Genomic DNA, 13,378 nt, shown 5'->3' on the forward strand with positions numbered 1-13,378 from the left:
CCGTGACGGGACCCGTCGAACTCGGCACCGGTCTCGCCGCAACCGGCCTCGTCGCGCTCGCCATCGGCGCCCTCCAGCTCCGCTCGCCGACGTTCTGGCTCGCGTTCGCGTGGGGTATCCCACCCGGGCCCGAGCCCGGGTGGCCCGAGTACGCGGTGCGCGTCTTCGGCGGCGTCTTCGTGTGTCTCGGGCTCGCCGCGGCCGCCGGCGGTGCGTTCGTCGTCTCGACCGCGCTGTAGCGTCCAGCTCGTGTCGTGCGCTGCGTGGGTCGCCCTCGTCGCTACGCGCGTCGTGGCCAGACGACAAGACCTAATCCGGTTCCGTTCGGAGTCCGCGCCATGAGCGACCTTTCGGCGCCGGCGCGAACCGCCATCGAGCAGTGCATGGACGTCAGTAGCGGCGAGAGCGTGGTCGTCGTGACCGACGACGAGCGCCGCCCCATCGGCGAGGCGCTGTACGACGCGGCCCTGGCCGCGACCGACGACGCGACCATCCTCCAGTACCCGCCTGGCGAGAACCACGGCGAGGAACCGCCGGCGGCGGTCGCGGCGGCGATGGCCGCTGGGGACGTGTTCCTGGCACCGACGTCGAAGAGCCTGAGTCACACGCGAGCGCGGTCGGCGGCGACCGAGGCGGGCGCGCGCGGTGCGACGCTCCCCGGCATCACCGAGGACGTGTTCACGACCGGCTTGGACGCGGACTACGAGCAGATCGCGGCGCACTGCGAGGACGTGCTCGCGCAGGTCGCAGACGCCGACGAGGTCCGGGTGACGACCGACCTCGGCACGGACATCACGTTCGAGGCCGGCGAGCGCGAGTGGCTCGCGGACACCGGGATGGTGCACGACAGCGGGGACTTCTCGAACCTGCCCGCGGGCGAGGTGTTCGTGGCGCCCGAGACCGCGAACGGTCGGTTCGTCGTCGACGGGACGATGATGCCGTACGAGCGCCTCGACGACGACCAGACGCTCGCGTTCGACGTCGAGGACGGCCAGGTCGTGAACATCGAGGACGACCGCATCGCCGAGCAGTTCGCGGACCTCGCCGAGGAAGCCGGCGACGTCGTCTACAACCTCGCCGAGCTCGGTATCGGGACGAACGTCGCCGTCACGGACCTCGTCGGCTCCGTCCTGCTCGACGAGAAGGCCGCCGGAACGGTCCACATCGCCATCGGCGACAACGCCGGCATCGGCGGCGACACCGACGCGCCCATCCACTCCGACGGCGTCATCCAGGACCCGACGGTGTACGCCGACGAGGAGGTCGTAGACCTCCCAACTGTCGAACGGCCGTAGGCCGTGAGACGGCGAGGCGGTCGACCTGCCACAGCCCTAGCTCGCTCCGAGAGCACTCGCGAGCGGCGAAACCACTTTGACGCCTCCGCGGGTGGGTGCGAGTATGCGAGTACTGCTTGGAGTGGCCGGTAGCGAGGAGTCGATGCGGGCGCTCGAGTCGACGGTCGAGCGCGCGGTCGAGGCCGGCGACGACCTCACCATCGCGGTCATCGAGAAGGACGACATGGCGCAGTCACCCGACGACGTCGCCGACGAGGCGCGCACGGTCGCGGAACGCCACGGCCTCGACGTCGACGTACGATACCTCGAGGGCGACCCGGGCGCGTCGCTCGTCGACACCGCCGAACGCGAGGGGTTCGACGAACTCGCGATCGGCGGCGGCACCGAGAGCCCGATGGGGAAGATCCGCCTCGGGCCCGTCACCGAGTTCGTGCTGTTGAACGCCACGACGTCCGTTCGACTCGTGCGATGACCGGGAATCGTGCGTACCCCGACGACGCGACGAGCGGGTTCCCGACGCCACCGCGGTCGTTCGCGGACCGCGAGGACCGCGAGATCCGTATCGACGCGATCGACGAATCGCACCTGGACGCGGTCGCGGAGATGTACGTCGCGTTCGACCCCGCCGACCGCGCGCAAGGCATCCCGCCGGCGGGCGAGGAGCGCGTGTACGACTGGCTGGACACCATCTTCGAGGAGGGGCTGAACGTCGCGGCGTTCCACGGCGACGACGTCGCCGGGCACGCGACGCTCGTCCCCGACGAAGCCCACGGGGAACCCGGCGAGCACGCGTACGAGCTCGCCATCTTCGTGCTGCAGGCGTACCAGCGCGCCGGCATCGGGCGAGAGCTCCTGGAGACGCTCCTCGGGCATGGGGCGAGCGAGGACGTCGACCGCGTGTGGCTCACGGTCGAACGCTGGAACAGCGCCGCCGTTTCCCTCTACCGCGACGTCGGCTTCGAGACCTGCGGGAGCGAGAGCTTCGAACTCGAGATGAGTCTCGTGCTCGACACCGACCAGTAGCGACCCCGAGACTTCGGTGCGTCTCTCAGACGGAGAGGAGCGGCTGGCTCGCGTAGAGGAGGACGTACTCGGCGGCTTTCGCGAGGACGTCGCCGCTTTCGCTCATGGATTCGCGGGGGACGACGAGGAAGTCGGCGTCGACCTCGTCGGCGGTGTCGAGGACGACGCTCCCGGGGTGCTGGGTCTTGCGCGTCGTCGAGAAGCCGTACGCGGTGGAGTGCCGGAGTTCGACGCCGTGGTCGGTGGCGATGGGTGCGACGTCGTCCATGAACGACTGGCTGTCGCTGGAGACGTCGTCCGCTTCGACCGCTCCTTCTTCGACGGCGCGCACGACGTCCTGACCGACGACGTACACGGCGTACACGCTGGCGTCGTACTCGTCGGCGATGGCGACGGCGTACTCGACGGCGCGGACGGACTCGTCGCTGCCGTCCACGGGGACGAGGACGGTGTCGACCGAGAGCGCCTCGGCTGGCGCGGGCGTACTCATGGCCGGCAGTGCGACGCCGGGCACCAAAAAGGTGCGTGCGTTCGCGTCGCGACTGCCCCGGCGGGGTCGTGGTCGGCGTCGACTGAGGGTGCGTCGGGTGGCTTTAAGCCACGGCCGGTCGTTCCCTCTGGTATGTTCGATTCGGTCGTCGTTGCGACGGACGGCTCCGAGAGCGTGCAGCGCGCGGTCGACGTGTCCCTCGACTTCGCGGAGCGGTTCGACGCGACGGTGCACGCGCTGTACGTCGTGGACGCCTCCGAGGTGGAGTCCTCGCCGGAGTCGGTGCGGGACGAACTGCGGAGCGCGCTCGAGGCGGACGGTGAGGCGGCGCTGTCGGCGGTCGCGGAGCGCGCGAGCGTCGACGTCACGACCGCGGTCCGCGAGGGCCGTCCGGCGGCGGAGATCACGGCGTACGCTCGCGAGGTGGACGCGGACGTCGTCGCCTCCGGCACGCGCGGTCGGCACGGCGAGAATCGGTTCCTCATCGGAAGCGTCGCCGAGCGCGTCGTGCGGACGTGCGACCGCCCGGTGTTGACGGTGCGGCAGCTCCAGGAGGAGTAGCGAGGGGTCGGCGACGACCAGCCGGTGCGTTTCGCGACCGCCGCGAGCGCGTTCCCGAGGAGCGGCTGGCGGGTCCAGGGGGAGGCGTGGCGGCGGAACGCGCGGAGACGATGCACGGTCGTCCTGCAGGCACCTGATTCAAGTGCCTGCTGGTGGATACCACGAGACTGACCGTCCGGCCCGTGCACTACGATGCCCAACGACAGTCGCTTGTCATATCAGGGTGGGGTATTTATGAGTATGATTCTTACGGTGTCGCATGGACCGGGGGGTAGTGGAACGCCGGCCGTGCCTACCGATACTGGCGCTCGGCGTCGCCTACCTCCTCTTCGCGGTCGTTCACGTCACGCGGACCCCGACGGATCTCTTCGCGTCCGCGGTCGAATCGTCGCTGCTCGGTGCGTTCGCCGTCGCCATCTGTTACGGGAGCCGACGGGTCGCTCGACTCGATCTCGACGTCAGGGAAGGCGTCGAGGCGCTCGCGGTGGTCGTCGCGGCGGCGCTCGTCGGCGTCGTCGTCGCCGCGACGCTCGTCGCGATGCAGCAGGTCGAGGGCGTCGACCTACAGAACGTCCCGGTACTGGTCGTGACCGGGTCGGCGGCGACCGGCACGCTCGGCGTCGCCGCGGCCGAGTACCGCGAACGGCTGCGCGCCGAGCGGAGCGAGCTCCGCGACCAGACCGTCACGGTCGCCCGCCTCCACCGGCGTGTCACCGTCCTGAACCGCGTCCTCCGGCACAACCTCCGGAACGAGATAACCGTCATCAGCGGGTACACCGAGCTCCTCTGCGACGCCGAGGCCGACGTGGCGAAGCGCGAGCTCGTCGAGACCATCGACGAGCACACCCGGAACGTCGACCGGCTGAGCCGACAGGCCAGGCGCCTGCACCGCGTCTGGGAGACGGACGAGACCCTCCCGGTCGACCTCGCGGACGTCGTCCGCGAGAGCGTGCACGACGTCGCCGCCGCCCACGAGAGCGCCGCCGTTGCCGTGGACGTCCCCGAGTCGGCCGTCGCGGCCGTCCACCCGCACTTCCGGTTCGGCGTGCAGGAGGCGATCGAGAATGCTATCATGCACAACGACCCCGGGACGGACGTCGCGGTCACCGTCGAACGCACGCCGGACGCGGTCGTCGTCGAGGTCGTCGACGACGGCTGTGGCATCCCGGAGGATGAACTCGTGGCGATTCGTGAGGGCTCTGAGGACGCGCTCACGCACTGCTCTGGCCTCGGCCTGTGGCTGCAGTACTGGACGGTCGTGCTCTCGGACGGGTCGCTCGCCTTCCGCGAGAACGACCCGTCCGGGACCGTCGTGGAGATGCAGGTTCCGCCAGCGTCAGCGTAGTCGACGGCACCGCCGACGCGCGAGCGCGGCGACGCGAACCGCCGCCTACTTGCCGCCCGCTCGCCTCCGTCGGGTATGGACGAGTCTCTCATCGAGCAGGACGACATGTCGCTCGCGCGGAAGTCGGTACTCCCCGGGACGGGGTTCTTCGTGCCGGACGAGGTCGACGAGGAGCGCCGGGAGCGCGAGGCCGCCGAAGCCCTCGACGGGCAGTCGGTCGCTGTCGTCGCGGACCCGGACGCCGACGGACTGGCCTGTGTCGCACTCCTCCGGGAGGCCTACGGCGACGCCGGCCTCGTGCCGGCGGGCCCGCACGACCTCGAGGAGGGCATGGAGCTGGTCGCGGAGTACGGCGAACCCGGTATCGACGTGTTCGTCTGCGACCTCTGCCCGGACAAGTTCGAGTACGTCGACGAGGAGCTCTCGGCGCTCGTCGAGACCGCCGCGTCGGTGCGGTGGTTCGACCACCACCAGTGGGACGACGACGTCGCCGCACAGGTTCGCGACGCGGGCGTGGACCTCGTCGTCGGGAACAGCGACGAGGAGTGCACCGCCGACGTCGCCGTGCGCTCGCTGGACTTCGACTTCGACGAGCAGTACGTCGACCTCGCCGCGGTGACGCGCGACCACGACCTCTGGCTGCGCGAGGACCCGCGGAGCGACGACCTCGCGGACCTCGCGTACTGGCTCGACCCCGAGGAGTACATCGAGATCGTCCGCGAGGGCGGCGCGGACCTCCCCGCGGACGCCCAGGAGTTGCTCGCGGAGCGCCGCGTGGAGAAGGAGGCGCTCATCGAGAAGGCCGTGGACCGCGGCGAGATACGCGAGGTGAACGGGTGGACGGTCGGCGTGACGTACGGCCGGTGCTCGCAGAACGAGGTCGCCGAGGCGTTCCGCGAGCAGGGCGCGGACGCGAGCGTCGTCGTGAAACCCGCGGGGTCCGCGAGCATCCGCGGCACCGACGCGTTCGAGCGCTGCCACGAGGTCGCCGCGCAGGTCAACGGCGGCGGCCACCCGAAGGCCGCGGGCTGCAAGCCCGACATCTACGACGACATGCTCGACTACGCGCACCACTGGACGACCCGCGGCGCCACCGCGAAGCAGGTCATCCTCGACGGCTTCCGGTACCTCGAACCCGAGGACGAGAGCGGAGCGGACGAAGCCGACGAGGACGACGTCGACGCGGACGCCGAGTGACGCGGAGGTTTACGTCTCGCGTAAACCTAGCGCTGTATTTCACTCGGTGACGGGGTCGAACTCGACCGCGACGTGCTCGCCGACCTCGAACGCGAGGTCGTGCCCGACGAGCTTCACCGCGTAGTCGCCACGCTGCCCGCAGAACAGCGAGATGCCGTGGACGGGCTCGGCGTTCGCGCGCACGCTGACGGGCCGCCACGCGACGTCGTTCGCGCTCCCGGGGCTCGCGACGGCGTCGCCGACGTGCTCGCCGAGCAACTCGACGCGTCCCGTCGCGTCGGAATGGACGCCGCCGGCGTCGTAGTGCTGGAAGCCGCCGTCGAGCGCGACCGTCTCGCCGTCGACGTCGGCGGCGAGCCCGTAGAACGCGCCGGCGTCGTCGTCGCCGCCGCTCGGGTTCGGGAGTTCGGGGGCGTCCAGGAGCGCGTACGTCTCGTTCGCGCCGACGACGGTCCCGGTGCCGTCCCAGTCGAGCGGAACCGGGTCGACGCCGACGTCGAGGGGGAGCGATCCGCCAGCGCGGAGGTGGTTCTGGTCGTGCCGGCGGAACCCGACGTGGAGGTGGTTCGGGACCCAGCGCGCGAAGAACCCCGCGCGGACGAGGTCGCCGAGGTCCTCGCCGCGCTCGACGCGGTCGCCGACCGCGACCGAGGGGTCGACGTGCATGATGCGAGCGACGACGTCGCCGCAGTCGACGACGACGAGATGGTCCTCCGCGGGCGCGTACGGCTTCGGCGGCGCGCGCACGGTCTCGGTCGCGACGACGTCGCCGGTGACAGGGCTCGGTGCGGTGCCGTCGAGCGGGTACAGGTCGACGGCGCACCCGTGGTCGTGCGCGGCGTACGGCGAGTTGTACAGCGTGTACCGCCGGTAGCGTTCGAGCGCCCCCTGCGGGAGGGAGACGACGCCGTCCTCGTCGACCGACACCGCGGCTTCGACGGTCATGCTCGGTCGCGGGTTAGTGGCGACGTGCCTAAACCGGCGCGGTCCGACCGCTGTCGTATGGAACCGATTCCGTCGACGCTCGTCGTCCGCGGCCGGCTCGCCGACGCGCTCGCGGACGGCGCGGCGACCGCCCAGCTCCGCGACCGCGTCGCAGAGACCGGCCAGCCGGTGGTCCGCGTGTGGGCGCCGGCGCGCATCGTCGCGTTCGGCCGTCGGGACACCCGGAGCGACGGGTACGACGCCGCCGCGGCCGCGGCGCGCGAGCACGGGTTCGAGCCCGTCGAGCGGAGCGTCGGCGGTCGCGCGGTCGCGTACGACGGCGAGACGACGCTCGCGTTCGCCCGGGTCACGCCCGTCGACGGCGTCCGCGGCGGCCTCGACGAGCGCTACGACGCCCTCACGCGCGACGTCCGCGGCGCGCTCGCGGCCCTCGGCGTCGACGCCGTCGATGGCGAACCCGCGGAGTCGTTCTGTCCCGGCCAGCACTCGCTGCGGACGCCCAACGGTGGGAAGCTCGCCGGCCTCGCCCAGCGCGTCACCCAGGGCGCCGCCATCACGAGCGGCGTGCTCACCGTCGCGAACCACGACGAACTCGCCGCCGTCCTCGAAGACGTCTACCGGGCGCTCGACGTGCCCTTCGACCCCGCGTCCGTCGGCAGCGTCGCGCGAGCGGGTGGCCCAAGCGACCCGGACGTCGTCCGAGAGGACCTCGAGGACGCGCTCGTCGGCGACCGCGAGCGCGAGGTCGTGGACGTGACGGCGGTCGTCGACGCGTAGGCGTCGCCGACGACGCGTCGGCGCTCGCGGACCGGAGGGTTCAGGGCGCTCGCCGGTGACGCGTCGCGTATGCTCTTCCGGAACGCGACGCTCGCGGACGGCGAGACGGTGGACGTCCGCGTCGAGGACGGCACGATAACGGCGGTCGGGGACCTGGGCGCGTCGACTGCTGCCGACGAGACGGCCGTGGACGCGTCGGGCAAGCACCTGCTCCCGGGCGCCATCGACGCGCACGTGCACTTCCGACAGCCGGGGTACGGCCACAAGGAGACGTGGGAGACCGGGTCGCGGTCGGCGGTCGCCGGGGGCGTCACGACCGTCGTCGACCAGCCGAACACGAGCCCACCCACCACGACAGGCGAGGCGTTCGACGAGAAGGCCGCGTTCGCCGACGCCAGCCACGTCGACTGGGGTATCAACGGTGGCGTGACCGCGGACTGGGACCCCGAGAGCCTCCTCGACCGGGCCGTGTTCGCGCTCGGCGAGGTGTTCCTCGCGGACTCCACGGGCAACATGGGTATCGACGCCGAGCTGTTCGCGGACGCGGTCGCGAAGGCCGGGGACGCGGACGTCACGGTGACGGTGCACGCGGAGGACGCGACGCTGTTCGACGAGGCCGCGCTCGACGACGCCGGCGACGGCGTGGGGCGGGACGCGAACGCGGACGCCTGGAGCGCGTACCGGACCGCCGACGCCGAGGCTGCGGCGGTCGAGCGCGCGTGCGACGTCGCCGCGGACGCCGACGCCGCGCTCCACATCGCGCACACCTCGACGCCCGAGGGCGTCGACGCCGCGAGCGACGCCGGTGCGACCTGCGAGGTCTCCCCGCACCATCTCCTGCTCTCCAGGGCGGACCTCACCGGCGACGACGCCCCCGACCGACCCGAGGACCGCCAGCCCGGCGACCCGCTCGGGACGTACGGTCGCATGAACCCGCCGCTGCGGAGCGAGGCGCGTCGCGAGGACGTCTACGAGCGCGTCGCCGACGGCACCGTCGACGTCGTCGCGACCGACCACGCACCTCACACCGTCGACGAGAAGGAAGCGACGCTCACGGACGCCCCGAGTGGCGTCCCCGGCGTCGAGACGATGCTCCCGCTCCTCCTCGAGGAAGCCCGCGCCGGCCGCCTCGACCTGGAGCGCGTCCGCGACCTCGTCGCGACGAACCCCGCCGACGTCTTCGACCTCCCCACCAAGGGCGCCGTCGCCGAAGGGATGGACGCCGACCTCGTCCTCGTCGACCTCGACGACCCCACCACCATCGACGGCGACGCCCTGCACTCGAAGTGCGGGTGGACGCCGTTCGAGGGCTGGCAGGGCGTGTTCCCCGAGCGCGTCTACCTCCGCGGCGACCTGGCGTACGACGCGGGCCGCGACACCGGCGGCCCCGACGCCGACGACGCCTTCCCGGCGGGCGCTATCGGCGAGAACGTCAGAGAATAAGCCGCGACGCGACCGCGCTCAGACGCCGAGCGCGACGAACTCCACGACGCCTGTCGCGAGCATCGCGCCACCGCCGAACCCGCCGACGCGCGCCATCGCACGCCGCGAGTCCGCCTCCGTCCAGTCCGTGTTCGTATCCAGGTGCTCCTGCATGTTCTCGAAGCCACGCCCAGCCATCGCCGACCCCGACCACCCCAGGAGTCCGAGGCCGAACGCGAGCGTGCCGAGCGCGAACGCGAACTGGGCGGCGCCGACGACCGCCCACCCGCCGGCGACGACGAGCGCAGCGAGCAACGCCGCGCCGACGACCGCGCCAACCGCGACCGCACCACCGACGAGCTTCGCGCGCGGCCACGCGTACGCTCGAACGCGCTCGCCCACCGTCGCCTCCGCGTCCATCGCGATCAGTCGACCGCGTCCTGCATCCGCGGGTCCAGAGCGTCACGCATCCCGTCACCGAGCAGGTTGAACCCGAGCACCGTCAGGGCGAGGAAGAGCCCTGGGAAGAACGACATCCACCAGCGCCCGGACTGCAGGCCGAACTCGACGCCGTTCGCGAGCATCTTTCCCCACGACGGCGACCCCGGCGGCGCACCGAAGCCCAGGAACGACAGTGCGGCGATGTCGATGATGGCGAGCCCGAAGTTCAGCGTCGACTGGACCGTGATCGGCGCGAGCGTGTTCGGCATGATGTGCCGGAACAGGATGCGCGGGTCCTTCGCGCCCAGCGCCTCGGTCGCGTCGATGTACTCGTCCTCCAGGACCTTCAGCGCCGCTCCACGGACGACGCGCGCGAACCGTGGCGTGTACACGAGCGTCAACGCGATCACCGCCTTCCAGAGCCCCGCGCCGAAGATCGCGACGAGCGCGAGCGCGAGCAGGAGCGACGGGAACGCCAGCAGGACGTCCATCGTCCGCATGATGACGTTGTCCGTCACGTCCCCGTAGTACGCCGCGAGGATACCGAGGGTCACGCCCAGGACCGTCGAGATGCCGACCGTGATGGTCCCGAACTTCAGCGCAATCCACGCGCCGTACATCGTCCGCCGGAAGATGTCTCGCGCCGCCTGGTCCGTCCCGAACAACAACTCGTTCGCCGCGGCGGGCCCGCCAGCCCACCCGGGCGCCGCCCGGTCCGGGAACGACCCGCCGAGCCGCGAGGACTCGAGCGCGCCGAGGTCGTAGAACACCCTCGCGTAGACCGCTATCAGCAGCATCGAGAGGATGATGCCGATCCCGATGAGAGCGAGGCGATTCGAGAGCAAGTCGCTGAGGAACGGCGAACTCAGGATACGCTGGAGGCGACCGCGTTCCTCGCGTTCCGCGCCGACGTCGGTGGTTTCGGTACTCATGTTACTGTTGGATTCTGGGGTCGAGGTAGCTGTACGTGATGTCGACGCCGAGGTTCACGAGCGTGAACAACAGCGCGAACGTCAGGACCGCACCCTGGACGACCGGGTAGTCCGTCGCGTTGATGGCGCTCACGATGAGCGTCCCGATACCGCCGATACCGAACACGGTCTCGGTGAGGACCGCGCCACCCAGGAGCGTCCCGAACTGGATGCCGACGACCGTGATGACGGGGATCATCGCGTTCCGGAACCCGTGCTTCATCACCGTTATCTTCGCACCCTGGCCTTTCGCGCGAGCGGTCCGCATGTAGTCCTGCCTGATGACCTCGAGCATCGACGACCGCATCATCCGCGAGACGAGCGCCATCGAGTACACGCCGATCGTGATCGCGGGCAGGAACAGGTGCGAGACCGCGGACAGCCACGCGACCGGTCGACCGAGGAGGAGGGTGTCGATGGTGACCATCCCCGTCAACGGCAACTCCATCCCGAGGAGCGTCCAGGAGTTATCGAGGAAGATCGTCGACCCGATGCGGCCCGCGGCCGGGAAGATACCGAGGTAGCCCGAGAAGAACAGGATGAGGAGCGGCCCCGACCAGTAGATGGGCACGGAGATACCGGCGAGTGCGCCGATACGCGTCGTGTGGTCGAGCAGCGAGTCCTGCTTGATCGCCGAGAGAATCCCGAGCGGGAGGCCGAGTGCCAGCCCGATGAACTGCCCGTAGAGCGCGAGCTCGATGGTGACGGGGAGGCGAGCGATGAGCACCTGCCGGACCGGGTTCCCCTTCGAGACCTGATACGAGTTCCCGAAGTCGAACTGGACGACGTCGACGAGGAATCGTCCGTACTGGACGAGTATCGGGTCGTTCAGCCCGAGGTCCTGGCGGACCTGTCGGACGACCTCCTCGGACGCGCGCTGGCCGGCGATGATGCGTGCCGGATCACCACCCGAGAGATGGAGGATGGCGAACACGAACGTCGACACGCCGAACAGCACCGGCACGAGCAACAGCAGTCGCTTCGCGATGAATCGCTTCGAGACCATTCCTGTGTTGCTTCGTCACACAGACCCTCTCAATAAAACACTTGCCATCGACACCCGAGAGTCGACGCCGTCATCCGATTCTTCCAACCGCCATCCACTCCGAAAACACTCCGAGCGTTGACTCGAACGACGCGGGTCCACTCGAACGCCGTCCTCGGACCCGAACGAACCACTGCCGACCGCGACAACGACGATAGCGGCCGACGGCCGGTGCGACGACCGGCTTACTGTAGCTCGACGAGCTCCAGGTACGGACCGCCGACGGAACTCACGGTGAACGAGTCCGAGACGACCGCCTCGTTGATCGCGCGGATCGTCTTCGCGTGATCCACGAAGATCCACGGCGCCTCGTCGTGCGCGAGCTTGCTCGCCTCCTGGTACTTCTGCTTGCGCGTCGCCTCGTCGTACGTCGACTGACCGTCACGCACCAGCTGCATGTACTCCGTGTTCGCCCAGCCACCGACGTTCAGGGTGCTGTAGCCTTCCGTGTCGAAGCTCACCCAGTCCTGGCCGTCCGGAACGGCGTCCATGTCGACCTTCGGGTCGAGGAGGACGTACAGGAAGTTGTCCGGGTCCGCGTTGTCGGTGTACCAGCCGAGGAAACACGCGTCGTGGTTCCCCGCGGACGTGTAATCGAGGTACGAGGAGAACGTCGAGAACTGGTTGATGTTCACCGACAGCCCGATCTCTTCGAGGTCGGACTTCACCTGGTTCGCCGTCTGGATCGGGCTCGGGTTGTACCCACGCGGGTTACTGAACGTCGCGAGCTCGAACTCGATGTCCGTCGCATCGGCTTCCTCGAGCAGCGACTCCGCCTGCTCCTTGTCCGTCGGGTACGGCTCGACGTTCGGGTTCCGCCCCATGACGCCCTCCGGGAGCGGCTGACCCGTCTGGACCGCGAAGCCCTGGTAGATGTCGTTCACGATCGCTTCCGTGTTCACCGCGAGACTGATGGCGCGGCGGACGCGGCGGTCGCGGAACGCCTCCTTGCGCGCCATGTTGAACGCCATGTACCCCGTGTTGATGCCGGGCTTGGACTTGATCTGGGCGGTGTCAGCCTCCTCGATGGTCGTCGAGGACTCCGCGCCCAGGTTGTCCGTGATGTGCGAGTCGCCGTTCACGACGTCCTGCGCACGCGAGGAGTTCTGCCCGATGGTCTTGAAGATGACCTCGCCGACGTTCGGGCCGTCGCCGAAGTAGTCGTTGTTCGCGGCCAGGCGAACGCGCTGGTTCGAGTTGTCGAGCTCGTCGAACGAGAACGGCCCCGTCCCGATGGGGTTGGTGCCGAGCTCGGTCTGGTCGTCCAGGCCAGTGATCTGGTCCTGGGAGAGGATCGCCGCGGCGAACATCGCGAGGTTACGGAGGAACGGCGCGTACTTCTGCGTGAGCGTGAACTCGACGGTGTACTCCGAGGAGGCGTCGATGCTGTCGACCCAGTTCCCGAACGTGAACCCGGCGTACCCGGAGGCGTTCTCCGTGCCGAGGTAGTACTCGTAGTTCTCGTCCGTGAACCGTCGGATGGTCGCCTTCACGTCCGCGGCGGTGAAGTCGCTGCCGTCGTGGAACGTGACGTCCTCCTTCAGTTCGAGCGTCGCGGTGGTCCCGCTGAGACTCCAGCCGTCGCTCTTCGCGAGCCCGTCGCTCAGGGCTCCGCCGCTCCCGGGCTGGAACTGGATGAGCTGGTCGAAGATCTGGTTCGTGACCTTCGCGACCTCCCCGCTCGTGGTCTGCTGGGGGTCGTAGTTCTCGGGGTGGTCGCCGCGTGCGTACACGAGCGAGCCACCGCCGCCGCCGGTCAGACTCGAGATACAGCCAGCGGTCGCGGTGGTCGTCGCCGCCGCGGTTGCCGCACCGGCTGTCTTCAGGAAGTCACGTCTCTCCATACCGTTGTCACCATCTGCCATA

At 69.9% G+C, this 13,378-nt stretch carries 15 protein-coding genes; 9 read left to right on the plus strand and 6 right to left on the minus strand.

All coding sequences use genetic code 11. The features are described from left to right. The first annotated feature begins 2 nt into the window (after positions 1-2). The 4 genes from LI336_RS11670 to LI336_RS11685 all read left to right on the plus strand — a co-directional run bounded on the left by LI336_RS11670 (position 3) and on the right by LI336_RS11685 (position 2,318). Positions 3-239 (plus strand): hypothetical protein, encoded by a 237-nt coding sequence (locus LI336_RS11670; protein ID WP_227133311.1) that lies wholly within the window; start codon positions 3-5, stop codon positions 237-239. Between the two features lie 99 nt (positions 240-338). Next, positions 339-1,295 (plus strand): aminopeptidase, encoded by a 957-nt coding sequence (locus tag LI336_RS11675; protein WP_227133312.1) that lies wholly within the window; start codon positions 339-341, stop codon positions 1,293-1,295. Between the two features lie 103 nt (positions 1,296-1,398). Then, positions 1,399-1,767, plus strand: a complete 369-nt coding sequence (locus LI336_RS11680) for a universal stress protein (RefSeq protein ID WP_227133313.1) — start codon at positions 1,399-1,401, stop codon at positions 1,765-1,767. Next, positions 1,764-2,318: a GNAT family N-acetyltransferase gene (locus LI336_RS11685; protein WP_227133314.1), complete on the plus strand. Its 555-nt coding sequence runs from the start codon at positions 1,764-1,766 to the stop codon at positions 2,316-2,318. The genes LI336_RS11680 and LI336_RS11685 overlap by 4 nt, the downstream gene beginning before the upstream one ends. A 25-nt stretch (positions 2,319-2,343) precedes the next feature. Here LI336_RS11685 and LI336_RS11690 read toward each other — a convergent pair whose 3' ends face one another. Further along, entirely contained in the window at positions 2,344-2,808 is a 465-nt protein-coding gene (locus LI336_RS11690) for a universal stress protein (protein WP_227133315.1), read from the minus strand. A gap of 132 nt (positions 2,809-2,940) precedes the next feature. On the opposite strand from LI336_RS11690, the gene LI336_RS11695 reads away from it, so the two are divergent. The 3 genes from LI336_RS11695 to LI336_RS11705 all read left to right on the plus strand — a co-directional run bounded on the left by LI336_RS11695 (position 2,941) and on the right by LI336_RS11705 (position 5,911). After that, positions 2,941-3,369: a universal stress protein gene (locus LI336_RS11695; protein WP_227133316.1), complete on the plus strand. Its 429-nt coding sequence runs from the start codon at positions 2,941-2,943 to the stop codon at positions 3,367-3,369. A gap of 259 nt (positions 3,370-3,628) precedes the next feature. Beyond that, entirely contained in the window at positions 3,629-4,714 is a 1,086-nt protein-coding gene (locus tag LI336_RS11700; RefSeq protein ID WP_227133317.1) for a sensor histidine kinase, read from the plus strand. A 75-nt stretch (positions 4,715-4,789) separates the two neighbouring features. Further along, on the plus strand, positions 4,790-5,911 hold the full coding sequence (locus tag LI336_RS11705; protein ID WP_227133318.1) for a DHH family phosphoesterase: 1,122 nt from the start codon (positions 4,790-4,792) through the stop codon (positions 5,909-5,911). A 39-nt stretch (positions 5,912-5,950) separates the two neighbouring features. Here LI336_RS11705 and LI336_RS11710 read toward each other — a convergent pair whose 3' ends face one another. Next, positions 5,951-6,856, minus strand: coding sequence for a DUF8155 domain-containing protein (locus LI336_RS11710; protein ID WP_227133319.1), 906 nt, complete (start codon positions 6,854-6,856; stop codon positions 5,951-5,953). Positions 6,857-6,913: 57 nt separating this feature from the next. Here LI336_RS11710 and LI336_RS11715 point away from each other — a divergent pair, with 57 nt between their 5' ends. Both LI336_RS11715 and LI336_RS11720 read left to right on the plus strand, forming a co-directional pair. Continuing rightward, positions 6,914-7,633 (plus strand): lipoate--protein ligase family protein, encoded by a 720-nt coding sequence (locus LI336_RS11715; RefSeq protein ID WP_227133320.1) that lies wholly within the window; start codon positions 6,914-6,916, stop codon positions 7,631-7,633. A 69-nt stretch (positions 7,634-7,702) separates the two neighbouring features. Beyond that, positions 7,703-9,076: a dihydroorotase gene (locus LI336_RS11720; protein ID WP_227133321.1), complete on the plus strand. Its 1,374-nt coding sequence runs from the start codon at positions 7,703-7,705 to the stop codon at positions 9,074-9,076. A gap of 18 nt (positions 9,077-9,094) precedes the next feature. Here the strand turns inward: LI336_RS11720 and LI336_RS11725 are convergent, their stop codons facing one another. The 4 genes from LI336_RS11725 to LI336_RS11740 all read right to left on the minus strand — a co-directional run bounded on the left by LI336_RS11725 (position 9,095) and on the right by LI336_RS11740 (position 13,377). Then, the gene (locus LI336_RS11725) at positions 9,095-9,475 is read right to left on the minus strand and encodes a DUF7268 family protein (RefSeq protein WP_227133322.1); all 381 of its coding nucleotides are present in this window, start codon (positions 9,473-9,475) and stop codon (positions 9,095-9,097) included. 5 nt (positions 9,476-9,480) lie between these two features. Continuing rightward, positions 9,481-10,428: an ABC transporter permease gene (locus LI336_RS11730; RefSeq protein WP_227133323.1), complete on the minus strand. Its 948-nt coding sequence runs from the start codon at positions 10,426-10,428 to the stop codon at positions 9,481-9,483. Between the two features lies 1 nt (position 10,429). After that, positions 10,430-11,473 (minus strand): ABC transporter permease, encoded by a 1,044-nt coding sequence (locus LI336_RS11735; RefSeq protein WP_227133324.1) that lies wholly within the window; start codon positions 11,471-11,473, stop codon positions 10,430-10,432. Between the two features lie 224 nt (positions 11,474-11,697). Beyond that, the gene (locus LI336_RS11740; RefSeq protein WP_227133325.1) at positions 11,698-13,377 is read right to left on the minus strand and encodes an ABC transporter substrate-binding protein; all 1,680 of its coding nucleotides are present in this window, start codon (positions 13,375-13,377) and stop codon (positions 11,698-11,700) included. Position 13,378: the final 1 nt, after the last annotated feature.

Origin of the sequence: Halorubellus salinus, assembly GCF_020567525.1 — an archaeon.
In the GTDB taxonomy this organism is placed as follows: Archaea; Halobacteriota; Halobacteria; order Halobacteriales; family Natrialbaceae; genus Halorubellus; species Halorubellus salinus.